This is a genomic window from Nostoc sp. NMS7, assembly GCF_017115085.1.
In the GTDB taxonomy this organism is placed as follows: Bacteria; Cyanobacteriota; Cyanobacteriia; order Cyanobacteriales; family Nostocaceae; genus Nostoc.
The window spans coordinates 93,851-117,712 of the sequence record NZ_JABXKJ010000247.1 but is presented as its reverse complement, the minus strand read 5'-3'; the positions used below and the strand labels follow the sequence as shown (position 1 = coordinate 117,712).

Below are 23,862 nucleotides of genomic sequence, written 5' to 3'. Positions count from 1 at the left end.
TTACCGGTGCCACGTTACTCTTGTGGAAAATTATAAATAATAGACGCAGTGTCAAAAAATTGCACTAGAATCACTACGACGGTAGTCTTTGGGTGTGAGGTTTGAAGTATTTTAAGTCAAACAGTACGATTACAATTTGACAATAAAATAAATCCATTTTCCGAAACCTCTAGGTTGACCCTTACGGGTGACGCTCCTAGCGTCGCTAACGCTAAGAAGTCGCTAGTTGTTTTATGCAGGGAAACCATGTACGGCTGTTTTTCCTGGGGAGCCACTGCCTTGCGAGGGTTCCCAAGGTTGAAGCAGGTGGCGTGGAAACCCTTATATCAGGTGGACTGCCTCACCACCACACTGGCTCACTGCACCAGAAAATTTGAGAGTTAATCTATGTTTCTATTGTTAAGCCGGGTACTGCTGTGGCTGCTGATTGGCACTATCGTATATTCTCTGTTCCAGCGATTTTATCCCTCTGGAACTTTTGTCGGACGATTAATCTTAGTCGTTATCCTGGTGATCATCGCCCTATCATTTGTTAACCCCAATGAACCGGCTGTGGCGTCGTTGTCGAGGATGCTGTCTTTTCCCCTGAAGCCTCTGGGAGCCTCTATTTTAATGATGATTTTTGCAGCTCAGAGAATCAAAGGAGGTGGGATAGAGAAACCAGGAGGATACTTAATCGGTTGGGCACTGACGATTTTGCTGTTGGCAAGTACACCAGCAGTCGCCTATTTCCTTTATCGGGCACCTCTAGCAATGACAGGTGAAACTTATGTCGCAACTGCTGCACCAACATCGGGGACACTGGTGGCATTAGGGCAACCAAGCACCACAGCGAACATCTCCGATGTGACGGGCGATCGCATTCTTTCTTATAATTTGAGAGTGCCTCCCTACCTATTACAAGGAAATCTTCAAGATATTCGCACACGCGGTTTACGACTTGAAGACTTTGTACCGAATGCGGAAACGTTGCAATTCACAACAAGAACTTGGGAAACTTATCTCTTGGAAATTTACAGGTTCTTGCGTGTTCAACGGTAATAAAAACAAACAAGAAGCGTAAAGGGTAAAGGGTTGAATTAAGCACCCACCACACCTTTATAGCTTTTTACTTTCCCCATAACACAGCGAAAAGTCTGGTCATGGGGGTTTCCCCAGGAACACCTTTTCAATATAAGGATTATTTTGCCCATTAGAGGGCGTTAGCGTAGCGGGGCGAAGTACGGTTTTTACCATTCCCCATTCCCCATTCCCCATCTTTCGATATTCCCTCTACATAGCTCCCTTCTAGGACTACCAGTTAATCTAGGATGATAAAGTTGCAAAATTGCTTTAATGGCAAAATCTCGACGAATCGCTAAACTCATTGCTTACCTACAACCCCATTGGCGGGAGGCTTCCTTAGGGATTCTCGCTTTGTTGTCTGTCAATGCACTGGGTGTTTATATCCCTTTGTTAATTCGTGATGGTGTTGATAAACTCTCGACAACCTTCACCTGGAGCCAAATACTACCTTACGTAGTCAGGATTGTCTTGCTTAGTTCCGCGATGTGGCTAATGCGGATGGCATCCCGCATTTGGCTATTTGGGGTGGGACGTCAGGTAGAATTTGACCTGAAACAACGGATTTTTGAACACTTACTCCAACTCGAACCGGCTTATTTTGCCAGTAATACTGCTGGCGATTTGATTAGTCGGGCTACCAGCGATGTGGACAATATCAAGCGGTTGTTGGGTTTTGCGGTTTTAAGTTTGGCAAATACGCTGTTTGCTTACGCCCTGACACTGCCTGTAATGCTGGCGATTAGCGTGGATCTCACACTAGCCGCCCTAGCAGTGTACCCTTTTATGCTCTTGTTGGTGAGTTTATTTAGCGATCGCTTACGCAAACAACAAGTAAAAGTCCAAGAGCAACTCTCGGACATCAGCGAACTCATCCAAGAGGATATCAGTGGCATTGCCTTGATTAAAATCTATGCCCAAGAAGCAAACGAGCGTCGAGCTTTTGCCAAGAAAAATCAGCAGCTATTAGTGGCTAACTTAGAATTGGCAAAAAGCCGAAATACACTGTTTCCGCTAATTGTTGGGCTAGCTAATATCAGTTCACTGATAATCATTTGGTTAGGGACGGCGCGGATATCTTCTGGTACTCTTAAGGTTGCCGACTTTTTAGTATTGTTAATTTATGTAGAGCGTCTAGTTTTCCCCACAGCCATTTTAGGATTCACAATTACAGCCTACCAACGGGGTGAAGTTAGTATTGATCGGCTTGAATCTATTCTCTCTGTCACACCGAAAATTCAAGACACAGCCGATGCTATACATCTACCAGTGGCTGAACTCAAAGGAGAACTGACAGCTAAAAATCTCACCTACAATTACCCTGGTTCCACTACTCCAGCTTTAACAAATGTTAACTTCACCATTGCTCCGGGAGAAACCGTGGCGATTGTTGGAGCAATTGGTGCGGGAAAATCCACTTTGGCAAATGCTTTACCGCGCTTGTTAGATATTGAATCAGGACAATTGTTTTTAGATGGGTTGGATATTACTAAGATAGCTTTGGCTGATTTACGAAGTGCGATCGCTTATGTTCCTCAAGATAGCTTTCTATTTAGCACTACAATCAAAAATAATATTCGCTACGGTGATCCAATTACCGAACAAAAACAGGTAGAAGCTGTTGCTCAACTTGCCCAAATCGAATCAGAAATTAACAATTTTCCCCAGCAATACGAAACTATTGTTGGTGAACGTGGTATTACTCTTTCTGGCGGTCAACGACAACGTACTGCTTTAGCTAGGGCAATGCTGGTCAATGCTCCAGTGTTAATTTTGGATGATGCCCTCTCTAGTGTGGATAATCAAACAGCTACACAAATCCTCAAAAATCTTTCTGGTGGTACTGAACGCAAAACAGTAATTTTCATTACCCATCAATTATCGGCGGCAGCAGCTGCTAACCGAATTTTTGTGATGGAAAAAGGAAGAATTGTTCAGATAGGCAATCACTTACAACTAGTGCAACAACAGGGTTTATATAGAACTTTGTGGAGCCAGCATCAAGTTGAAGAATTACTGCACTAATACAACATTGTGTAAGTCCTAACTATATTGATTCTGAATTCTGACTGCTGAATTCTTCTTCAAGATTAAGGACAGTTTTTTGTGTAGCGGATATAATTTGTCATTCAACAGTTGACAAATTAGCTTATTTGATCAGATATGCTGGAATTTTTGCAAAATCTTTTTAGTGATAGCTCATTTATTCCACATGGACATTGTTACCTCTGGAAGCCGACTTTAGTGTGGCTAAACATCATCTCAGATTCTCTGATTGCTTTGGTGTATTATTCTATTCCGATCATCCTTATTTACTTTGTCCACAAGCGAAAAGATTTCCCCTTCAAATGGATACTTTTCTTATTTGGAGCTTTTATCGTCTCTTGTGGTACAACCCATGTAATGGATGTATGGACACTTTGGCATCCAACTTACTGGCTGTCCACTTTCATCAAATTTATTACGGCTATTCTCTCAGTATATACAGCGATCGCACTGTTACCGATCATTCCCCAGGCTCTGGCTTTGCCAAGTCCAGCACAACTAGAAGCAGTTAATTACCAACTGAAACTGACCTTAAAAGAACTTGAAAATACGCAAGTTGAATTGATTCAAACTGAAAAAATGTCTTCATTGGGGCAATTAGTTGCGGGTATCGCCCATGAAATTAATAATCCTGTGAATTTTATTGATGGTAATATCGTTATTAGCGATGAATATAGTAAAAATTTACTCGATTTGATTACGCTTTATCAAGAATGCGATTGCCATTTTGGAGCAAAAATTCAAGCTTTTATTAAAGAAATTGACCTTGATTTTATTAAAGAAGACTTACCGAAAATCTTATCTTCCATGAAAATGGGAACCGAGCGGATCTCCAAGCTAGTCTTGTCCTTGCGTAACTTCTCGCGGCTAGATGAAGCAGACAAAAAAATAGTTGATATCCACGAAGGTCTTGATAGCACTCTCTTAATTTTGCAAAATCGCTTGCAGGCCGAAGGAAATTATCCAGATATTGAAGTGATAAAAGAATACGGCAATTTGCCTAAAGTAGAGTGCTATCCTGGACAACTCAATCAAGTATTTATGAATATCCTGAATAATTCTATTGATACTTTGAAAGAATCAATATTTGGTTGTCATCTTTTCGGGGACAATCTCCAAAAAACTGGCAACCAAAAACTGACAACTAACAATCTCCAGATTCGCATTTGCACTGAGGTTTTAGACAGCAATCAAGTGATAATTCGGATTACTGATAATGGCTGTGGGATGCCAGAAGCAGTAAAGCAAAAAATGTTTGATCCATTTTTTACAACTAAACCTGTTGGTTCAGGTACAGGTTTAGGGATGTCGATTAGCTACCAAATTATCAACAAGCATGGTGGCCAACTCAAGTGTATTTCTGCAGTGCTTCAAGGCGCAGAGTTCATCATCCAGATTCCGATTCGGATAAAGTCTGTTTGATGGTCATTTTGTCTACCCATTAAGATGTAAGTCCTTAAGAATTACAGTATGCCCGTTCTCCTAATGTGACATCTAGCACGAATGGATTGTCATTACCTTGAAATTGCGCGATCGCATGACTGCGTTCTATTTCAGTAAGATCAGGTAAGTCTTGCTGATTCCATTTACACAAAGTCTGACGCTGATTCTGAAAGTAATTTTCGTCTACTTTCTTAGCCTGATCTCGATAGATAGTATAGAAGTAGAAAATTGACAAGTCAGCTAAAATTATCTCACCGACAATTTGGAGAAAGTAATTTCTGACATTTACTCTACTAAAATAAAGACTGTTGATTTTGAGATAGATGCCATGACAACCAATTTACCTATGAAATTGTCACACTTGCCCAGCAGTTTGCCATTGGCAAAAATCCGATAAACTTAAAGCCTTTGATGAACAGTCATTATCAGAAGTACCTTTATTTAATCCTCGCACTGATAGTTGGCAAGAACACTTTATTTGGTCAACTTTATCCTTTTGATGGGGGACAGGGGCTACCTATTGGTGATGAGCGTTCGCGTCAGCGTGCCGGAGGCTCTATTCCATTTGCCCTGGCTCTAAGTTGACACGCATGAGCTACGTTAGTTTGTTTGGCTATGTGGGTAGTATAAATTACCGAAAAAACTAATTTGGCAGATAGTGATGTTCAAAACTAAATTATCAGAATCCCGTGCTTGGGGAGAATTTTACACCTTGAAGTTAATGCATCGGCATATTGGAGCGATCGCAGTTCTAATTTTAATTAGCTTACTGAGTTCATTGAGTGGAACACCAGATCGTCATACCATCTCTAACTGCTGGGAAGGCTTTCTCTGGGGACTGGCAGATCCAGTAATTAGCTTGGATTGTTTAATTGGTATTCTTGCTATTGGCTTACTCTCATCTGCGTTTGTTCGTGGCGCTGCGATCGCTGGAGGTTTTGTCTTCGCAGCAGTCTTGGGGATTATAATTCATTTATTCCAGCTAAATTTCCCCGGCACAGAAATAGCCATCGCCATTTCTACCATCGTTTTTGGTACTATGCTGATGATCCCAAATCAACCCAACTTTATAATACTTGCTCTGATGGGCGTCAGTGCTGGTTTATTTCAGGGTTACGCTAATGCTGAATCGATCATTGGGGCAGAAATCATCCCAATAATTGCCTACATACTAGGTATTACCTTAACTCTGTTTGTGGTTGCCATGAGTGCTAGAGAAATTGGTACTGCAATGGGTATGGGAGAAATCAACCGAATTTTACCTTGGAAAATTAGCATTGCTGGTTTCGCTTTCTGTGCGATCGGCATCGTGTTTTTGAGGAATTCGATAATTTAAATCAAATATTTCAACTCAGTGGAATAGATTCATTCGTGGGGGCGTACACTTAGCTGTGCTACCCCACTGCGTCTTTAGGGGAACTAAAATTTTACTATAGGACTGACAAATAAAAAAATACTCAATTACTTCTTGTGGGGTGGGCAGCGTTCGACTGACTTGTACTGAGCGTTGTCGAAGTAGCGCTCACGCCGAAGTCTTGCCCGCCTTGAGCTACGGGCGGGCGAGACGTCCACCCCAGAAGATTGGGTAATTTATTTGTTGGAAATCCCTATTGGAAGTTGTCCAGCAGGCAGCATAGCCTTTTAGTGAATCAGCTCATCCACCTCTGCGCTAATCTAGAGGCTATATCTAACAAAAACTTATGACACCGGAAGAAATTGCGGATACGCTAACAGAATTATTTGACACTGCGGCGATTAATGCGATCGCTCCTGGATCGTGGCAAGTAGACACTTCTACTTTTCGGCTGTTGGTGCTGCTTTCCGAAGATAATACTTGGCTGCGAGTTTTACTGCCTATTGTGCCCATCCAACAAGCCCAACCATTTTTAGAACAGTTCCTAGAAGCTAACTTTGATGACACTCAGGAAGTACGGTACGCTTTATCTGAAGGGGTAATTTGGGGGGTATTTCAACATGACAGTGGCACTTTAGTGAGTCCAGATTTGTCCAATGCAATCAACCGACTTGTATCTCTGCATCAGGCTGGATTAGATAATGTCTTTAATCGACTAATTGAAAGCCGCATCTGGCAAATTATTCAGGCAGCAAAACAACAAGGGCAATCTCTGCAAGCTACTATGCAAAGCTTAGAACGCTTTTACGCAGAAGGATTGATGGGCGAAATAGATCAAACCGCAGAGGCACGAGAAAAAGTTATAGCTGCTTGGCGGCTTCAGTTAGAACGTTTATGGAATGAAGTCGATTTTAATTCCTAATAGGGATTTATATCGGCATCCCGTTTACATATTAAACCAATTTACAGATATAACTATATGATCATGGATATCATTGAAATCCTCAAAGAAGACTATCAAAGATTCCCAGTAAATCAAACTTACAGCATTTACGCCTCAGACGTTTATTTTCAAGATCCACTAAATAAATTTCGTGGTGTTAAACGTTACAAACAAATGATTAATCTTATCCAAACTTGGTTTTTAGATCCTAAGATGGACTTACATAACATTCAACGTTTAGGAGACACCATAAAAACTGAGTGGACACTCAGTTGGAATACCCCTCTCCCCTGGAAGCCACGGATTTCTATTCCTGGTTGGAGTGAATTAAGTCTCAACTCTGATGGTTTGATTGTCTCCCATGTTGATTATTGGAATTGTTCACGCTTAGACGTAGTGAAGCAGCATTTATTTACTACAAAAATATAAACAATTAAAGCTTAGGAACGTGGATTAAATAAAATGCAAAACTTCATCCTATCTCTAGCTTCCCTCTCCTTTATAAGCAGAGGGATTGAGGGTGAGGTAAGCCAAAGATATAAATTGTATGTTATTTAATTCTTACAGGACTTACGCAAACAAGAGAGTTAAGGAGGATTAAGCTTTAACCCAAGCGTAGTTTCTCTAAGCAGAAATACTCACTCTAACTCTAGCTTTCTTCCATCTTGAAAGTGCGCCTCGCACATAGACTGCTGATGAGAAGCTGCTAGGCGTCTACGCACTTCCATGAGAAGCCATTTTGAAAAATCGCGATATTCATCATCAACATCGCGACATTCATCATCAACATCACGACATTCATCATTAACATCACGACATTCATCATTAACATCACGACATTCATCATTAACATCACGACATTCATCATTAACATCACGACATTCATCATTAACATCACGACATTCATCATTAACATCACGACATTCATCATCAACTAGGACTTACACAAAATTACAGGCTGTAGGGGCAATTCATGTAGCTTTAGCTGACCGCAGGGTAGTGCCCCTACCTAAAAAATATTCTGAATTAAGAGAAATTACTCAGATTTATCTATTATTTTTTTAATAAATAAAATTTATTCACGAATTTTACTGAAGCATAAAACAGCTTTAATAAGTCAGACTAACTCTATGAACATGGATTCAGTAATCAAAAACCCAACCCCCCAACCTTATAAGGGTTGGGGGAGACTCTTGCAGGCTTGCTGAATTGGTATTCTAGAACCCTCTTTAACAAATATATTTATGTCCCGTCAAAAACGTACATCCCGTATTTTAGAAAAAGCTGAATTGAGATCCGCCGGACTAAAAGCAATTGATTCAAATATGGATTTTGGTGATAATTGCGGTTTGCAAAATCTAACTCAATCAATTGAGCAGTTCCGCACTATGCTTGATGCTTATAACATTGATTTAGCTATGATTGACTCTGCCAAAACTAAAATTGATGAGATGGAAAAAACCTTGAGCAATCTTACAGATAAGATAGTCAGGGGCGTTGCTTTTAAGTATGGCAAAAACAGCAGTGAATATGAGCTAGCTGGTGGTATTCGTGAAAGCGAACGTGTCCGCAAAAGCAGGTTAAGCCGCCTGAAAGCTAGTGCAGAATAAGTATCAGAGGACAATGCTAAAACCGTTTAGTACAGCACGGCATGAAGCAGAAAGCAGAGGTTACGAAAGCTTCTAGCAAGAGATATACAGAATGAGCAAACGCTACTTGTTCATTAAAATCATTTTTTTGACTACTACGATACCTTTGGTGGGCAACTCTTAGAGAAGCTGGGCGAATGCCTACGCAATTTATTCTATTCACTAAAGCTCTTTGATAAGGAAGGTTTATGTGGAGTTAATCTCAGGCATATTATCTTAATGTATTTTCTTGGCTAGTCTGCTCTTTCGTAATATTTAGAATGCTAAAATCTGCAATTTTTAAGAATTGTATTACTATAAATTATCAGAAGAATTTATAGTAATACAAAGTTTTCCCTAACCCTTTATCGGCAGATTTATATCATGATTTATGCTCACAAATGGCAGAAGTATTTAACAACTTTATCGTTATCCGTAGTATTAGTAGCTGATTTAGTAATCACACAAAAAGCTCCTCCAGTTTTTGCTCAAACCGTAAATTCATCTATCGGTAATGCTGTGACATTCAGTTGCAATGATAGTGAAGCGACAATCAAAGCTAAAAACGGGCCAAAAGTAAAGAATGGAAATACAACCATTTACATTGGTTATCAGCAAGTATCATCTAATAACAAAAACCCTGTGACAATCCGTTTTAATAATGGGATCAAAACATGGTGTCGTAGTGATTACGAAACAACAAATGACGATGGTACAGGTTATGGATTATATTGGGATGGCAACAATGTTTTATATGGCGTTTACTCCTCTACTGGCAGTCAGACTGGTAATGATTTTCGCCGCTTTGCCACTGGGCGTTGGGTGTCTAGCTATGGTAGCGGGGGCGGGCCAAAAGTCGCAGTTATAGCGCGGATTAATCCAGCTAATGGCGAGGTTAACTATGCCACATTTTTATCTGCCAAAAAGCCCACTGATGGAAAAACTAACTCTTTAGTTGTCAACAATCTATCATGGAATGGCACAAATTTGACTGTGCAAGCAACCTCATGGTGGACTCCCCGTCGTGCTAATACAAATTCTATGACTTGTTCTGGTGCATCACCTTATCAATACACAGCAGTATTCACTGGCGATTTAACGAAGGTTAACTCGGCTTCAGCAAATACTTGTAGTTAATGCGAGTTTGATAAACCTCTCCTCCCTCGTTCCCATACGGAGTATGGGAATGCATTCATTGAGTCTCTGACTCAATTCTGACTAACGGGACTTAAACATTTTTGAGGGATAAACAAGCCTCAAACCCATGCAGGGTGAGGAAAATACACCAAATGCTCAAAAACGAAACTGCTCAAACCCAGATATATCAATCAACCAAGCAAAACGATGTCAAAGTCTCTCTCTATATAGATTTGAGACTTTTTTATGGTTTTTTTTGTCTAAGTCCCACTAATACCACTGGTGTAGAACCAACTGAGTTATTACAAACAGTTGGGTGGGCGTGAGCGAATTTTGGGTTTACCGTTAATGATTACAGCAGTATTGAGATTACAGTGGCGACAAGTGCCATCAGTGCATGAGTTATGCCGATTACTCAACTCTAGAAATTTTCTGAAGACACTGCACAAAACAAATGTTACTGTGGCCTAGTTAAAAACCAACAGGTAGATAGCCTTTACCAGTATTGAATCTGCTTTGTGTTTCTATACAACAGTCACGGTCATGGGCACAATATTCAAGTAGCTTTAAATATGAACATCACTTGTATTCACCGCCAGTTTGAAAAACTATGGTTAACCGTTTTACTTCCCTGAGTACTGCCCTCACACTTAAGGTAGTTGGAATAATCTGCATTTTGTCCTTTTTTGTGGACTTTTTCATTTTATTGTTACCCTTTCAACCTACTGATCGGGTATGGCAAATCAACTTGGCAACAGCGCTAGTTGATCGGGGAATTGTTCCTTTAGTAGGTTTGGGGCTTCTGTTTGCTGCCTATTGGATTGATGGTGCTGATGCCGCAAGCGATCGCCCCCAAGGTATCGATTTAAGATTTCCCGCCCTGATCCTCTCAACTATTTTCGGGTTGATGTTCTTGCTGATTTTTCCCCTGCACCTCAATAACGTCAATCAAGCTAAAACTCAAACACTCAACCGGATCACTCAAGAAGCAGATCAGGCAGAAAATCAACTAAACACTCGGTTCTCGCAATTGCAAGCACAACTGACTACTGACCAAGGAAAAGCTCAACTAGGGCAGCTGCGAAACCAAACCAAAGCTCAGTTTAGTGAAATCCTCAAAGATGATCAAAAATATAAGCAAGCACTTGAAAGTTCTCAAATTCCTGCAAATATCAAAGAGTTACTCAAGAAGGCTAAAACAGATCCCCAAGCACTTGACAAAGCTATTGAACAACAAACAGATATTCAGACGCTGAAAAATCAACAACTGAGCCAACTTCGCCAGCGCAGAGACGAAGCCGAGCAACAAGCTAAAGATACTGCGTGGAAGTCTGGACTGCGAATTGGCATTGGCAGTTTGCTGTTGTCCATTGGTTACATTATCATTGGCTGGACAGGCTTAAGAGGTAGAGGTAGTGTGCAAGGTAGTAAACCTAGAGCTACCGCACGCTAATGCACTATTGGCATGGCAGTAGGACGTATCCAAAAATTGTTCACGGCTCACACTGCCATGTGCCCAATAACCATAAAAAGGCAATTATCACTGGGTAAAATCACTATAAAACTTGGCTAATGTTCTCAATTTACATACTGACATATAATGAAGAGCTAGATATTGCTGCTTGTATCGAATCGGCGATGCTATCTGATGACATTATTGTTGTGGATTCATGCAGTAGCGATCGCACTGTGGAAATCGCTAGTCGCTATCCCATCCGCGTCATCCAACACGCTTTTGAAAGCCACGGACGACAACGCACCTGGATGTTAGAGTCTATCCCCCCGCAGCACGAATGGGTTTACATTCTCGAAGCTGACGAGCGCATGACACCAGAACTGTTCGCGGAATCGGAAAAGGCAAGTCAGAATCCAGACTACATCGGTTACTACGTGGCTGAACGTGTGATGTTCATGAATCATTGGATTCGCTACAGCACACAGTATCCCCGTTACCAAATGCGCCTCTTCCGCCACGGTAAAGTCTGGTTTACAGACTACGGACATACTGAGCGGGAAGTTTGTGAGGGTGCAACTAGCTTTTTACAAGAAACATACCCACACTACACTTGTAGCAAAGGCTTGAGCCGTTGGATTGAAAAACACAACCGTTATTCTACAGATGAAGCTCAAGAAACATTGTATCAATTAGAGCAGGGAAAGGTAAACTGGCGAGATTTATTCTTTGGCAAATCGGAAATCGAAAAACGCCGCGCCCTGAAAGATTTGTCTTTGCGTTTACCGGCCAGACCGTTGCTACGGTTTATATATATGTATTTTATCTTAGGCGGCTGTCTAGATGGACGCGCTGGACTTGCTTGGTGTACATTGCAGGCATTCTACGAATATCTGATTTTGCTGAAAGTTTGGGAAATGAAGTATCTACCAAAACCTAATTTAGACGCAACAGCAATTTTGGCACAGGAGAGTATACAACAGTTGCAGTGCGCGGATTCTGAAACTACACAGGCTGATGTGGTGTAAAGGGAACTGGAGATTAGAAAGATTACGCATTACAGTTTGAAACAGTTAAAAGGGCTTTAAAAACGAAAAGGTACTCCAAGTCAGTGTGGGTAGTTCACTGTCTATGTGTATGCTTATAGGAAAATAGCTGATTTCCAGCAACAAGTACGTATTTTTGGGGCAGCAGCCAACTTGCTAGCCTTTTGGAGAGTTACTTGCAGCAAAAACTGCCTAAAGTTAAAGTCTTCGGAATTTGACGAATCTGCTGGTATGGATCGCAATAACAAAAGTTCCTCTAGCTTAAAACAGGAGAATCGGGGCTTGGTAATCGATCGCCTAAAACAGGACTTAAAAAACGACCTGATTGCTGGTTTATTGGTAGTAATTCCCCTAGCAACCACTATCTGGTTGACAATTACCATTGCTACTTGGGTAATCAACTTCCTTACCCAAATTCCCAAACAATTGAATCCCTTTGATGGGTTAAACCCAATTTTAGTAAATATACTGAATTTATTAGTAGGATTTGCTGTACCACTATTAAGTATTCTCTTGATGGGCTTGATGGCTCGAAATATTGCTGGGCGGTGGTTGTTAGATTTTGGGGAGCGATTATTACAGGCGATTCCTTTAGCTGGACAGGTATACAAAACCCTTAAACAGCTTTTGGAAACAATATTAAAAGATTCAAATGGCAAGTTTCGCCGTGTAATTTTGGTAGAGTATCCCCGCCGCGGAATTTGGGCGATCGGCTTTGTGACTGGTGCAATCAGCAGTGATATCCAAGCCCAGATGTCTTGCCCCGTGCTAAGTGTTTTTATCCCCACCACCCCAAATCCGACTACCGGATGGTACGCAGTCGTTCCTGAAGATGAGGTGGTGAACCTCTCCATGTCGATTGAGGATGCCTTTAAAATAGTTGTATCAGGCGGCATTGTCGCCCCCAATCCGTCCTTGGTTTTCCCCAAACAGCCCACATTGGAAGCGAAACACGACGAAATCAAGCAGCAAGTTATTCCGGTTGAAGAAATTTAAAATCAATCTGGCAAAGTCATAAGCAAATACGTTATATATATTGTTGTTTTACTGTGCCAAAATTGATATGATTATAGGTTTGCCTCCCAAGTTAATCAGTTCTCGCACAATCACCCCTCAGTTTTATGCAACCTCGTAAACCCCAGCAAATTGCTCGTGAATTGGCGCTTTTAAGCATTAGCCAATTGCCAGTCAACCCCAAGAAATTAGATAAATTGGAAGACGATCAATTAGTATCAAAGTTGTTGCTAGGAGCAGTACGCACTCTGACCTCAGAAGTGCAAGATACTCTAAATAATGCCGCAGGTGAACTGCAACGCAGTAACGATCGCCTCTTAAGTAGCCAAACTCGGGCCTCAGACCTCGATAGTGCCAGAACAATGCTTCAAGAAGCGATCGCCTGCACCCAGACAGCAATCAATCAGTTGGGTACGGCAGTTGATTTCCCAGTATTGATTCAGCTAGCTAATCAGGATAAGGGAGTCCGTAATTACGCTAAAGAGCTTGTGATTACCGTCAACGAAAATAGACACATTATAGATGAACTACTTTCTACTGCCTTAGTAGATTGGCAAATAACTCGCCTCGCCCAAATTGACCGCGATATCCTGCAAATCGCTGTGGCAGAAATGAAGTTCTTAGGAGTTCCAGACAGTATCGCCATCAACGAAGCTGTGGAGCTAGCCAAACGCTACAGTGGAGACGATGGTCATCGGTTTATTAACGGTGTTTTGCGCCGAGTCAGTGAGCAGAAGAAAAGTGCGTAGTTTTTTATACTTATTTTCCGAATGAGGGAGACAAGGGAGACAAGGGGATGAAGAAAGTGTTTTTACAATGCCCAATCGCCCAAGTTAAATTAAAGTTATAACTCATAATTCATATAACCAATACTGCTGCAATGGTTTTTAATTGGTTCCGTCGTAAATATAACGATTCCTCTGATCAGAAACAGGAAGAAACTCCTCCTGCACAAGAACCCCAACCAGAGCCAGCCGAAACGTCAACACCAACTACTGAAACTGCACCAGACACAACGGCAGACTTGTTGGCGTTTGCTAAAGCTGCCTATAAAAATATTCAGCAAAAACAACAAGTTGAGGTAGTAGAAACTCCGCCTGATTCAGCACAACCTGAAACCGCAGAAACGGCAATTGCCCAAATCACCGAACCAAAAGCAACTGAGGAACCTGTTAGTACAACCGTAGAAACAGCACAGCCAGAAGTTATCCAAGCGGCTACTGAGTCAGAAATTACAGAAGATTCATCAGTAGCAGCAATTGCTGATCAGCCAGATGTCAAAAGCCCAGAACTAACGGCAATTGAAGTTGAACCAACACCCACCGAACCACTAGCTACGCCAGAGGCAACAGCACCAGTTGCATTATCCTTCTTAGAACGGGCGGCAGCAGAACGGCAAGCCAAACTCGAACAACTAATAGCCACCGCGATTGAAGTCCCAGAACCGGAGATAGTACAGCCAATAGCTGCAACTTTAGAGACAGGAGAGGAAATTCCCGGACTGGTATTTGATGATGGGTTTGTCTGGTCGGCGAAAGTCCTAGCAGCTCAAGGTAGAAGTCCAGAAGACGTTTCTATTGAAGAAATTACCTGGCTGAAAAAGCTCCGGCAAGGGTTAGACAAAACTCGCCGTAGTATTCTTAACCAACTGAAGGCGATCGTTGGTCAAGGACCGCTAAACCAAGCTGCTGTGACGGAAATTGAGGCATTGCTCCTACAAGCTGATGTGGGTGTAGAGGCGACAGACTTTATTATCAATGCCCTACAGAAAAAACTTCGAGAAGAAGTCACCGCACCTGAAGAAGCGATCGCTTACCTGAAAAAAATTCTCCGGGATATGCTGGATGCGCCAAGCATTACATCCCACAAAACTAGCTTTACCCCAGAAAAAGAAACCTTGAATATTTGGTTAATTACTGGGGTGAATGGTGCCGGTAAAACTACCACCATCGGCAAAATTGCCCACTTGGGACAAAAATCTGGCTATAAATGCTTGATTGGGGCAGCAGACACCTTCCGCGCCGCCGCCGTGGAACAGGTGAAGGTTTGGGGTAGTAGAAGTGGTGTAGAAGTAATTGCCAATCCGGGAAAGAATACAGATCCGGCAGCAGTTGTATTTGATGCGATCGCCGCCGCTCAAGCACGTCAAAGCGAATTACTTCTGATAGATACAGCTGGGCGACTGCAAAACAAGAAAAATTTAATGGATGAACTCGGCAAAATCCGGCGAATTATCGCCAAAAAAGCCCCAAATGCCAAAGTAGAATCACTGTTGGTTCTAGATGCCACTTTAGGTCAAAATGGACTGCGGCAAGCCGAAGTTTTCTCCCAAGCTGCCCAACTGAGTGGCGTTGTCTTAACCAAACTAGATGGTACTGCCAAAGGCGGCGTTGCCCTTGCCGTTGTGCAGCAGCTAGGTTTACCCATTCGCTTTATTGGTGCTGGCGAAGGAATTGAAGACCTACGCCCCTTTTCGAGCTATGAGTTTGTCGAAGCTCTTTTGAGTGGCTAGTTGAAAAATTTGGAATTAAAAAATTTTCTTGACAAACTGATAAATTTAGGTGTAACTGATCTGGTATTATCACTTGAACTAATTAGAAACACAATACTGGAAACAGATCAATTCCTAAAATCATGAATTTGTCATCATCAATCGGTGGCTTTTGCTAAAATTTCCAGCTAATGCCCTTTTTGACACCCTGAATAGGCTTTTTAAATGTAGCAGCACGGGCATTTAGTTGCGACATCCAAAAGGCCGTAAACTCGCATCTTGCAGCAATTTAAAGCGCAGGCGAGATGCTCACCCCCACAAATACAAGTATTGTGGGATCGATTTCAGATGTATTCTCAAATATTCCTTGCGAAAATATCCATAAATATTTTTGGAGGAAATTGAGAGGTTTGAACTCTGATGGTTAAACTTTCAATGGGTTTAAGTTTTGCATCTTCAGCAACTCAAAATTCGCAAAACGAGAAATTCCAAATGGAAAAGCTCAATCTTGGCGATTATGTCGGCAATTATGGTATACAAATTAAGTATTTGAAGACTTATTTAGATATTCTCAGGTTTGGGAATGAGTCTAAGTCTGTTTTTTAGCAAACCAAGCCCGATTTGAGCGCTTCTAGAGGTTTTCACTCAAAAAACTTCTAGTTTCCTAGTTGCCTCTGCCCAAATAGTTACTCTGAAAGCCTGAGAAATTATTCTTTGAATAGAGTATTTTGATGACTTTAGAGATATGCTTTGAGAATTAAGTTATGAGAAAATGAAAAGCTTTCTGAACTATCACCAAAACTAGTAATTTTTACGGGTTGGGTTTTGACTAAAAATACATGATTTGAAATTAGTAATATTCCATCAGAAATACAATAAGCAAATAAAATACCGATAAAATTTGCCTGTTACGTCTTTATACTCTTGCTAAAATGACAACTCTTGCCTAAATATGGTTTAGCAATGCCAAAGCCAAAAGGTTTATAAGTAATCTAAAATCTGCCAATATAAAGTGCAATAATACCTGTGCCTGTGTCTCAACTGCCCTCTCAACCCATTGAAAACAATAGTAGTGCCGCGACGGATGTCACACCAGTCGTAGCACTAAAAGAACTCGTGGCAAGGTTGCACCGGGAACAAAACAAAATTCAAGATTTGCTAAGTTCTTTAGGATTTGCCCTGAGAAGTTTCAATAATTTGAATCAGTTTTTGGAACTAATCCCCCTGATGGCAACAAGAGTTACAGATGCAGACGGCAGCGCCCTGTTTCTCTACAAACCTAATGGTCAAGTCAGGCTAGAACAGTTACATTGGCAAGATAGTCGCCAGCGAAAAAATATCCGCAAAGCGCTAGAAATAGCCAGCAGTCAAATCACGCTTATGCCCAATACGGCCCCTTTAGCGAATGCCACGGGGATTTTGGATGACCAGATGCATCGCTATTTGGGGCCAGATGTGCAAATCTTTGGTACGGCGATTCTGGTGAAGCATACAGAACGGGGATGGCTTTATGTCTTGAGCCGCGATCCAGAATATAGTTGGACAGAAACTAGGCAAAAGTTAGTTAGGTTAGTAGCAGACCAAACAGCAGTAGCGATCGAAAACGATGAACTAGCTGTAGAACTAAGAAAAAAAGAACGCCTAGATCAAGAACTAGAAATTGGTGCAGAAATTCAACGGCGACTTTTGCCACGTCAATGCCCCACAATCCCTGGTGCAGTGGTAGCAGCACGCTGTAAACCTGCCAATCGTGTTGGCGGAGACTACTACGACTTTTTTGCTACCACTGACAATAAGATTCAACCCAATACCAAAGACGGCACAGAAACTAGTCGTTGGGGTTTGGTTATTGGAGATGTCATGGGCAAAGGTGTCCCTGCGGCGCTAATTATGACGATGATGCGGGGAATGCTACGGGGAGAAGTGCTACATGGTAATTCCCCAGCAAGAATTTTGCAAAACTTAAATAGAGTTATGTATGCGGATTTGGAAAATTCCCACCGCTTTGTAACGGTATTTTACTCAGAATATAATCCCCATAAGCGAATTTTGTCTTATAGCAATGCGGCACACAATCCTCCCTTGTGGTGGCACGCAGCAACAAAAACTGTCAGCCGTTTAGATACTTTGGGAATGTTAATCGGTTTGGATGCTAACAGCCAATATGAAGATGCCCAGGTACAATTAGAGCCTGGGGATACAATTATTTACTATACAGATGGTTTGACCGATGCTGCTGCCGCAGGTGGCGATCGCTTCGATGAAGACAATTTTGTGGCTGGCTTCAATACGGCTTGTAAGTACTGCAATGGACCACAAGAAATTGTGGATTACCTATTTGACCAAGTTCAGGAATTCATCGGTGCTGATAAACAAAACACTGATGATATGACATTAGTTGTTCTGCAAATTTTATAGTTATTAACCATTGTTGCTTGGTCAAGTCATGAGTCAATACTTAAGGTTATGCTTACTCTAGATTTTCATGTTATGTGGAAAATCTAACGCGAAACCTAACCCCAGCTAAGGTGTTGACTTTCTGGGAAAATCGTCCAAAAACATTAGGCTTCTGGTTCAATGCCGAGCGATCGCAATTGGGCACTTAAGCGATCGGCTCTTTGGCTTTCTAGTTCCGCCCTTTGACTTTCTAATTCCGCCCTTTGACTTTCTAATTCCGCTCTTTGGCTTTCCTGTGCCGCTCTTTCCTCGCCACTCAACAACAAATTACCTTGCAAATCCCACCAGCGCAGCCAGGGTAATTCCGCATTCTGATATTCTCCTTGCCATAACCCTAACTCAACTCCCAAAGGGGCAATAGGATAATGTCCCCGTTCATTTGCTGCTAAGAGCTGATATTGTCCTTCAATAAGGTGATAAACTTCCACACTGGCTTTATTCACTTCATAAATGCCGTAAAAAGCTGGATGAATTACTTGCTCATAAATCCAAAATTTACCTTGCCAAGGGGTTCTATCTCGTTCTTCATTACCATTCCCAGAGACAAATTCCAAGGTAATCAAAGGGGCAATAAATTCTCGCCACAGTACATAAGACCTCCGCGTTTGTCCATCGAGCAAGGGCGGTACATTTGCTACATAAAACCAATCTGGTGCTTCTGCTCCTCGTTCTGGGGGGTCTGTCAAGCGCCAGTAAATACCTAAGTCCTGACCTATACAATATTGACCTTCAGGATGTAATTGTTTAAGGACGGGTGTAATCGAGTCAGTGAGTAAGATGCTTTGGGGATGCTCTTGCCAATTTTTCCCGCCAGTTCGCACAACGGGGGGAACCCCCGCAAGCGACTGGCTTACGAAAGTACCATCGGACTCTGGTAGCTGCGTATGGTCGGGAAAAGGAGTGAGGGCGGTGGATGGATCGGTTGCAGAGGTCATAAGACTACCTTTGCAGGAGTAAGGTAAGGGTTGTTTTTTAGTTTAGCAATAGACCTAAGCTTCTGGTTCAATACCGAGCGATCGCACTTTGGACTAATCTCAAAGTACACGCAGTAAACTAGGAATACTTTCGATCGCTGACAAATTCCGAATTTCTGCCAAAGCTTGCCGAAAGTTGCCTTCCCGCACATCATGGGTAACAACCACAATCTCTGCTAGTTCCCCTTGAAAGCCAGTTTGGACAATTGACTCTAAGCTAACGCCATAATTCCCAAAGCAAGTACCCAATTTACCAATAACTCCGGGTTGGTCATTTGTGAGGAAACGGGCATAAAACCGAGTTGTCAGTTCTGCCATTGGTGCAATTTGGCAATATTCCTGATGTCCACAAGCTAATAATGGATTTGCAACTGCTGTATTGGTTTTGAGGACAGCAACTAAATTCAAAATATCCGATGTGACAGCACTGGCGGTTGCACCGGCACCAGCACCGGGGCCGAAAAACATTACTTGCCCGATGGGTTCTCCTTCGACAAGAATGGCATTGTAAACGCCATTGATGCTAGCCAAAGGGTGAGCTTGAGGCACTAAAGTCGGATGAACTCTGATCGAGAGAGGCGATGAGGGAGTATTACGTTTAGCGATCGCTAATAATTTAATTACAAATCCTAATTTTTCGGCGTAGGCAATATCTGTTTTGCTGACTTGCCGAATTCCCTCAGTATATACATCTTGCAGGTTGATCCGTCCGCCAAAGCCTAACGATGCCAAGATCGCAATTTTATCGGCTGCGTCTAAGCCCTCGACATCGGCTGTCGGGTCAGCCTCAGCATAACCCAAACGCTGGGCATCAGCTAAAACATCACTGAAGTTGCTACCTTCTGTTTGCATCCGCGTCAGGATGTAGTTAGTTGTACCGTTAACGATGCCAGTTATAGTGTGAATACGGTTAACACTTAAAGACTGCTTTAGGGGTTGAATCACCGGAATCCCACCACCCACAGAGGCTTCTATCATCACGTATACGCCAGCTTCATTGGCAGTTGTGAAAATTTCTGCCCCAAAGCGGGCGATCGCTGCTTTATTGGCGGTGACTACGTGTTTACCATTACTTAAAGCTTTCAGGATGAGCGATCGCGCCGGCTCCAGTCCGCCCATTACCTCCACAACTATATCCACTGCCGGATCGTTGACAATGGCTTCTAAATCTGTAGTTAAGACTTCCGTAGACAATTCTACTGCACGGGGTTTATCGAGCGATCGGACTCCCACCCGATGGATTTCTATCTCTTGCAACAACGGATGACGCCCAGCCCAATCTTGCAACAACTGCACTGTTCCCGTTCCTACAGTGCCTAACCCCAGTATTCCTAGTTTCACACCCACAAATTTTGCACCCAATTTCAGCAACAACAATTGTAGGTAGAGCATTTGCCCTACCTACTGATTATCCTGCTTCCTTTATCATTTTGTCATTCGTCCTTTGTCCTTTGTCCTTCGTCCTTCGTCCTCTGTCTAAAACTAATACTTCTCTACGAGAGGCTTCTCTTTCAGAGACGCTAACGCGAACGCCAACGACTTCTCTACGAGACGCTACGCGAACGCTCAGTACAAGTGACTAATGACTAATGACCAATACTTCGACTTCGCTCAGTACCAGTGACCAATGACTAACTTAGTATGTTTCTACGTGCCAACGACCGGCTTTCTTGAGTTGCTTCTGGTAATCACTCCAGGTTACGCCTTCCTTAGCAGCAGCAGTTGTTAAGGCTGCATCGATACCTTCTTCCATACCGCGCAAACCGCAGATGTAGGTGTGGGTTTTTTCATTTTTAATCAACTGCCACAATTCATCTGCATGTTCCGCTACGCGGTCTTGGATATACATCCTACCGCCTTGGGGATTTTTCTGTTCACGGCTGATGGCACCAGTCAGGCGGAAGTTATCAGGATATTTTTGTTGAATTTCTTCCAGTTCTTCCTTATATAAGAGGTTTGGAGTTGTCGGCACGCCAAATATTAGCCAAGAGAATCCTTTAAATTCATATTCTGGGTTAGCTGCTCTTTCCGCATCTTTAAACTGACGCCACAGATAAGCCCGCATCGGGGCAATACCTGTTCCAGTTGCCAACATGATCACATTAGCATCAGGATCTTGGGGTAACAACATTTCCTTACCCACTGGCCCTGTAATTTTTACATCTGCCCCTGGTTCTAAGAAACACAGGTATGTAGAGCAAACACCGTAGACTGTTTCGCCCGTTTCCGGGTGCTTGTACTCCAACTGGCGGATGCAGAGTGATACTGTCTTATCATCCACATCATCGCCATGACGAGTTGAGGCAATGGAATATAGTCTGAGTTTTTCTGGCTTGCCGTTCTTGTCTAATCCTGGTGGAATAATCCCAATACTTTGACCTTCTATATACTTCAAATCACCGGCAGAAATGTCAAACTTGAGGTGTTGAACAATACCAATACCACCTTCTTTGACTAGCGGTTCATTAGATATTACCTTGCCAATAAATGGAGCATTGGGACGGTAAGTGTTTACAGGAATGTCACCGTGGTCTTTTTTGGCTTTTGCTTGAGTCATGGTGTTGCCTTTCTTGAGCTGTTCTTCAGCTGGTGGTTTAGCGAAGTCTTGGACTTCACTATTAATATTCACAGGTGTGGCTTTACCATTTCCTTCACTGCTAGCAGTTTCCCCAGATGTAGCTAACTCGCTGACTTCGCTGTTCGCATTCCCAAATGAGGCTTCACCATTAACTGGCTCTAGAGCAGTTATAGGCTGGATGCTAACAATTGTGCCGCCTAGACGAGTGATACGTCGCATTTCTTGATTCATCCGGTTGTAAGGCACTCTGATGAACACACTGCCACTTTTACGAATTGGGTAGTTAGTTTGATCGGTTTCTTCGCTCTGACGCAAACCTACCACTTCATAGACGAAGAGGCGGCTACCTGATTCTGTGTTGGCAGCACCCTCAACAGCACCTTGATTGTACATTCGTTCTAGCACTCCGATAATTTACTTAACCGTTTTTCAAAAAAAAACTATTCTCCTACCTTGCCAGCTTTAGTTTACCGGATTTTCGTTTCATAAAACTGGCCTTGAAGGAAAAACGGCATCATTAAATTAATGCCTTGCTAAGTACACTCACCAAAGACATGCAGGCATAGCAAAAAACACACCTGTTCATCTTTTAAGGTAAAGGATAAGTCTTGTGGAGAATGTTAATAATGAGTCAATTTAATCTTTTTTTCGTTAACTAGCAAGTGCATTGACACTAGTAAACTCAGCGAGTCCCTCAGGAAACTCGCTGGTCTTCAAAACCGGGAAGAGAAAGTTTCCCTTCACAGGGCTCCTCAATGAATCGGCACGTTGTCATGTGTACTTCACAACTGAACCATCCTCAGTTGTCTAGGACTTACGCAAAAGTACACGCCCTCCGGGGCAATTCATGAATTGCCCCTACGTGAAAATAAGGGTTTCGAGTATTGTTTGCGTAAGTCCTATTGTCTTTTGATCGTGGCAGTGTCTGTGCAATATCTGGAGATTTTTATATTCGTCTTTGCCTCCCACACTTTTGGGGGTTATGTAGTCAATCTCCAGTACATCTGACTCTCGAAAGTACATTCCGCAGTGGGTACATATTCCAGACCCATGTCTATTAACCATTCAGAGATTATCTCCGTGCATCTTTGGACAACGGTTATGTCTTTATGGAGAATCACAAAGTCATCGGTGTATCGGATACATCGGGGGCTTACAAACTTTGTACCTTTTTTGTGATACCAAGTTTCCCTCATGGTTTGTGACATTTCTGGAAATGCCTTATTTATCCGTTCTTCCATCCCGTGAAGGGCAATATTGGCTAGTAATGGAGAAATGACCCCACCCTGCGGCGTACCCGTCGCGCGAGTACGCGCGCCCGCTTCGCTAACTGATGTTGGAAACATCTGCTTACCATCCATCACCCCCGCTTTTAACCATGCTCGAATTTGTCGGCGGATGGTGGGAGATGTATTTAATTTTTTTAGCAGTGCTTCATGGTCGATGCGGTCGAAGCATTTTGCAATGTCAGCATCCAAAACAAATTTTGGATTTCTATGAATGCTGGAAAATATTGCCTCTATTGCATCATGACATGAGCGCCCTGGTCTGAACCCGTATGAGTTGGGTTCAAATCGCGCTTCCCATACCGGTTCAATGCCAGTTTGAACAGTGCTTGCAAGGCTCAGTCATTCATTACGGGAATACCCAGAGGTCGTTTCTCATCCGTAAAAAGCTCTATTTTTCATTGTTCTCTCGTTGTCATGCAGAACATGGGAACGAGGAAAGCTTATCAAACTGGGTTTTTACGAATGCTCATTGAATATTAATTTTCCACTTGTTTGAGTTTTTGAAAAATATCATCAAGTGGTGATTCAGATTCATCAGGACAAAATTCTAAAGCAAGTCTAACTTTTCCTTTTTTCCATCCCTGAGTACTAAACTGCAAAACTTCACAATTTAATCCTTGGGTATACAAATTTACTTCATCTGCCTCATCGGCTCCAATATATTCCTTAATTGCTGTAATTAAATCACGGACTTTAAAAGTTTTAGCAATATTTAACTTATTAAAAGTGTCTGGTTCGATAGAGACAACTTCATCATGATTTAGTCGCTCAAATGCATCTTCCATAAAAATCTCCTGTGACTAAATCTATACTTTCCACAGATTTAGCAGTTCATCCGAAATAAAATGATGATTTTATAGATTTAATACTGCTCAATATAAAGTTAATTTTAGGACTTACGCAAAACTACACGCGGTAAATCAAGATATTTACGTATCTTCACATGA

Annotated in this window: 24 protein-coding genes; 17 read left to right on the top strand and 7 right to left on the bottom strand. The window is 42.2% G+C overall.

Annotation, left to right across the window (positions count from 1 at the left end; translation table 11 throughout):
* Nucleotides 1-387 precede the first annotated feature (387 nt).
* From HWQ38_RS34595 to HWQ38_RS34585, 3 genes are all read left to right on the top strand, one after another.
* The gene (locus tag HWQ38_RS34595) at nt 388-1,041 is read left to right on the top strand and encodes a hypothetical protein (protein ID WP_292803133.1); all 654 of its coding nucleotides are present in this window, start codon (nt 388-390) and stop codon (nt 1,039-1,041) included.
* A 294-nt stretch (nt 1,042-1,335) separates the two neighbouring features.
* Nucleotides 1,336-3,087 carry an ABC transporter ATP-binding protein gene (locus HWQ38_RS34590; protein WP_292803130.1) on the top strand — a complete coding sequence of 584 codons (1,752 nt, stop codon included), beginning with the start codon at nt 1,336-1,338 and terminating at the stop codon, nt 3,085-3,087.
* A 138-nt stretch (nt 3,088-3,225) separates the two neighbouring features.
* Nucleotides 3,226-4,530 carry an ATP-binding protein gene (locus HWQ38_RS34585; RefSeq protein WP_292803126.1) on the top strand — a complete coding sequence of 435 codons (1,305 nt, stop codon included), beginning with the start codon at nt 3,226-3,228 and terminating at the stop codon, nt 4,528-4,530.
* Nucleotides 4,531-4,564: 34 nt separating this feature from the next.
* On the opposite strand, the gene HWQ38_RS34580 is transcribed toward HWQ38_RS34585, so the two are convergent.
* Nucleotides 4,565-4,786 carry an endonuclease gene (locus tag HWQ38_RS34580; protein WP_292803124.1) on the bottom strand — a complete coding sequence of 74 codons (222 nt, stop codon included), beginning with the start codon at nt 4,784-4,786 and terminating at the stop codon, nt 4,565-4,567.
* Nucleotides 4,787-4,962: 176 nt separating this feature from the next.
* On the opposite strand from HWQ38_RS34580, the gene HWQ38_RS34575 reads away from it, so the two are divergent.
* The 14 genes from HWQ38_RS34575 to HWQ38_RS34510 all read left to right on the top strand — a co-directional run bounded on the left by HWQ38_RS34575 (nt 4,963) and on the right by HWQ38_RS34510 (nt 18,035).
* Nucleotides 4,963-5,136: a hypothetical protein gene (locus HWQ38_RS34575; RefSeq protein WP_292803121.1), complete on the top strand. Its 174-nt coding sequence runs from the start codon at nt 4,963-4,965 to the stop codon at nt 5,134-5,136.
* 76 nt (nt 5,137-5,212) lie between these two features.
* Nucleotides 5,213-5,887: a HupE/UreJ family protein gene (locus HWQ38_RS34570; protein WP_292803119.1), complete on the top strand. Its 675-nt coding sequence runs from the start codon at nt 5,213-5,215 to the stop codon at nt 5,885-5,887.
* 364 nt (nt 5,888-6,251) lie between these two features.
* Nucleotides 6,252-6,827, top strand: a complete 576-nt coding sequence (locus HWQ38_RS34565) for a leucine zipper domain-containing protein (RefSeq protein ID WP_292803116.1) — start codon at nt 6,252-6,254, stop codon at nt 6,825-6,827.
* Between the two features lie 63 nt (nt 6,828-6,890).
* Nucleotides 6,891-7,277 carry a DUF2358 domain-containing protein gene (locus HWQ38_RS34560; RefSeq protein ID WP_292803113.1) on the top strand — a complete coding sequence of 129 codons (387 nt, stop codon included), beginning with the start codon at nt 6,891-6,893 and terminating at the stop codon, nt 7,275-7,277.
* 815 nt (nt 7,278-8,092) lie between these two features.
* Nucleotides 8,093-8,458, top strand: a complete 366-nt coding sequence (locus tag HWQ38_RS34555; RefSeq protein WP_292803111.1) for a hypothetical protein — start codon at nt 8,093-8,095, stop codon at nt 8,456-8,458.
* Between the two features lie 402 nt (nt 8,459-8,860).
* Complete coding sequence (locus tag HWQ38_RS34550) at nt 8,861-9,613, top strand: hypothetical protein (RefSeq protein ID WP_292803108.1); 753 nt, start codon at nt 8,861-8,863, stop codon at nt 9,611-9,613.
* A gap of 152 nt (nt 9,614-9,765) precedes the next feature.
* Entirely contained in the window at nt 9,766-9,939 is a 174-nt protein-coding gene (locus HWQ38_RS34545) for a hypothetical protein (protein WP_292803105.1), read from the top strand.
* 284 nt (nt 9,940-10,223) lie between these two features.
* A complete protein-coding gene (locus HWQ38_RS34540; RefSeq protein WP_292803103.1) occupies nt 10,224-11,066 on the top strand; it encodes an HpsJ family protein in 843 nt (280 codons plus the stop codon).
* Between the two features lie 119 nt (nt 11,067-11,185).
* Nucleotides 11,186-12,094: a glycosyltransferase family 2 protein gene (locus HWQ38_RS34535; protein WP_292803101.1), complete on the top strand. Its 909-nt coding sequence runs from the start codon at nt 11,186-11,188 to the stop codon at nt 12,092-12,094.
* 249 nt (nt 12,095-12,343) lie between these two features.
* On the top strand, nt 12,344-13,108 hold the full coding sequence (locus HWQ38_RS34530) for a DUF502 domain-containing protein (protein ID WP_292803286.1): 765 nt from the start codon (nt 12,344-12,346) through the stop codon (nt 13,106-13,108).
* 125 nt (nt 13,109-13,233) lie between these two features.
* Entirely contained in the window at nt 13,234-13,875 is a 642-nt protein-coding gene (gene nusB / locus HWQ38_RS34525) for a transcription antitermination factor NusB (RefSeq protein ID WP_292803098.1), read from the top strand.
* Nucleotides 13,876-14,006: 131 nt separating this feature from the next.
* Complete coding sequence (ftsY, locus tag HWQ38_RS34520; RefSeq protein WP_292803096.1) at nt 14,007-15,638, top strand: signal recognition particle-docking protein FtsY; 1,632 nt, start codon at nt 14,007-14,009, stop codon at nt 15,636-15,638.
* A 399-nt stretch (nt 15,639-16,037) separates the two neighbouring features.
* Nucleotides 16,038-16,223, top strand: coding sequence for a hypothetical protein (locus tag HWQ38_RS34515; protein WP_292803094.1), 186 nt, complete (start codon nt 16,038-16,040; stop codon nt 16,221-16,223).
* Nucleotides 16,224-16,643: 420 nt separating this feature from the next.
* Nucleotides 16,644-18,035 (top strand): PP2C family protein-serine/threonine phosphatase, encoded by a 1,392-nt coding sequence (locus HWQ38_RS34510; RefSeq protein ID WP_292803092.1) that lies wholly within the window; start codon nt 16,644-16,646, stop codon nt 18,033-18,035.
* A 143-nt stretch (nt 18,036-18,178) separates the two neighbouring features.
* Here HWQ38_RS34510 and HWQ38_RS34505 read toward each other — a convergent pair whose 3' ends face one another.
* The 6 genes from HWQ38_RS34505 to HWQ38_RS34480 form a co-directional block, all read right to left on the bottom strand.
* Nucleotides 18,179-19,009, bottom strand: a complete 831-nt coding sequence (locus tag HWQ38_RS34505; protein ID WP_292803089.1) for a Uma2 family endonuclease — start codon at nt 19,007-19,009, stop codon at nt 18,179-18,181.
* Between the two features lie 99 nt (nt 19,010-19,108).
* Complete coding sequence (locus HWQ38_RS34500) at nt 19,109-20,395, bottom strand: homoserine dehydrogenase (RefSeq protein ID WP_292803283.1); 1,287 nt, start codon at nt 20,393-20,395, stop codon at nt 19,109-19,111.
* A gap of 289 nt (nt 20,396-20,684) precedes the next feature.
* Entirely contained in the window at nt 20,685-22,019 is a 1,335-nt protein-coding gene (petH, locus tag HWQ38_RS34495) for a ferredoxin--NADP reductase (protein WP_292803280.1), read from the bottom strand.
* A 465-nt stretch (nt 22,020-22,484) separates the two neighbouring features.
* Nucleotides 22,485-22,649, bottom strand: coding sequence for an HNH endonuclease signature motif containing protein (locus HWQ38_RS34490; RefSeq protein ID WP_292803086.1), 165 nt, complete (start codon nt 22,647-22,649; stop codon nt 22,485-22,487).
* The gene (locus HWQ38_RS34485) at nt 22,607-23,224 is read right to left on the bottom strand and encodes a reverse transcriptase/maturase family protein (protein ID WP_366933377.1); all 618 of its coding nucleotides are present in this window, start codon (nt 23,222-23,224) and stop codon (nt 22,607-22,609) included. The genes HWQ38_RS34490 and HWQ38_RS34485 overlap by 43 nt, the downstream gene beginning before the upstream one ends.
* 167 nt (nt 23,225-23,391) lie before the next feature.
* Complete coding sequence (locus HWQ38_RS34480; protein WP_292803082.1) at nt 23,392-23,700, bottom strand: KGK domain-containing protein; 309 nt, start codon at nt 23,698-23,700, stop codon at nt 23,392-23,394.
* Nucleotides 23,701-23,862 lie beyond the last annotated feature (162 nt).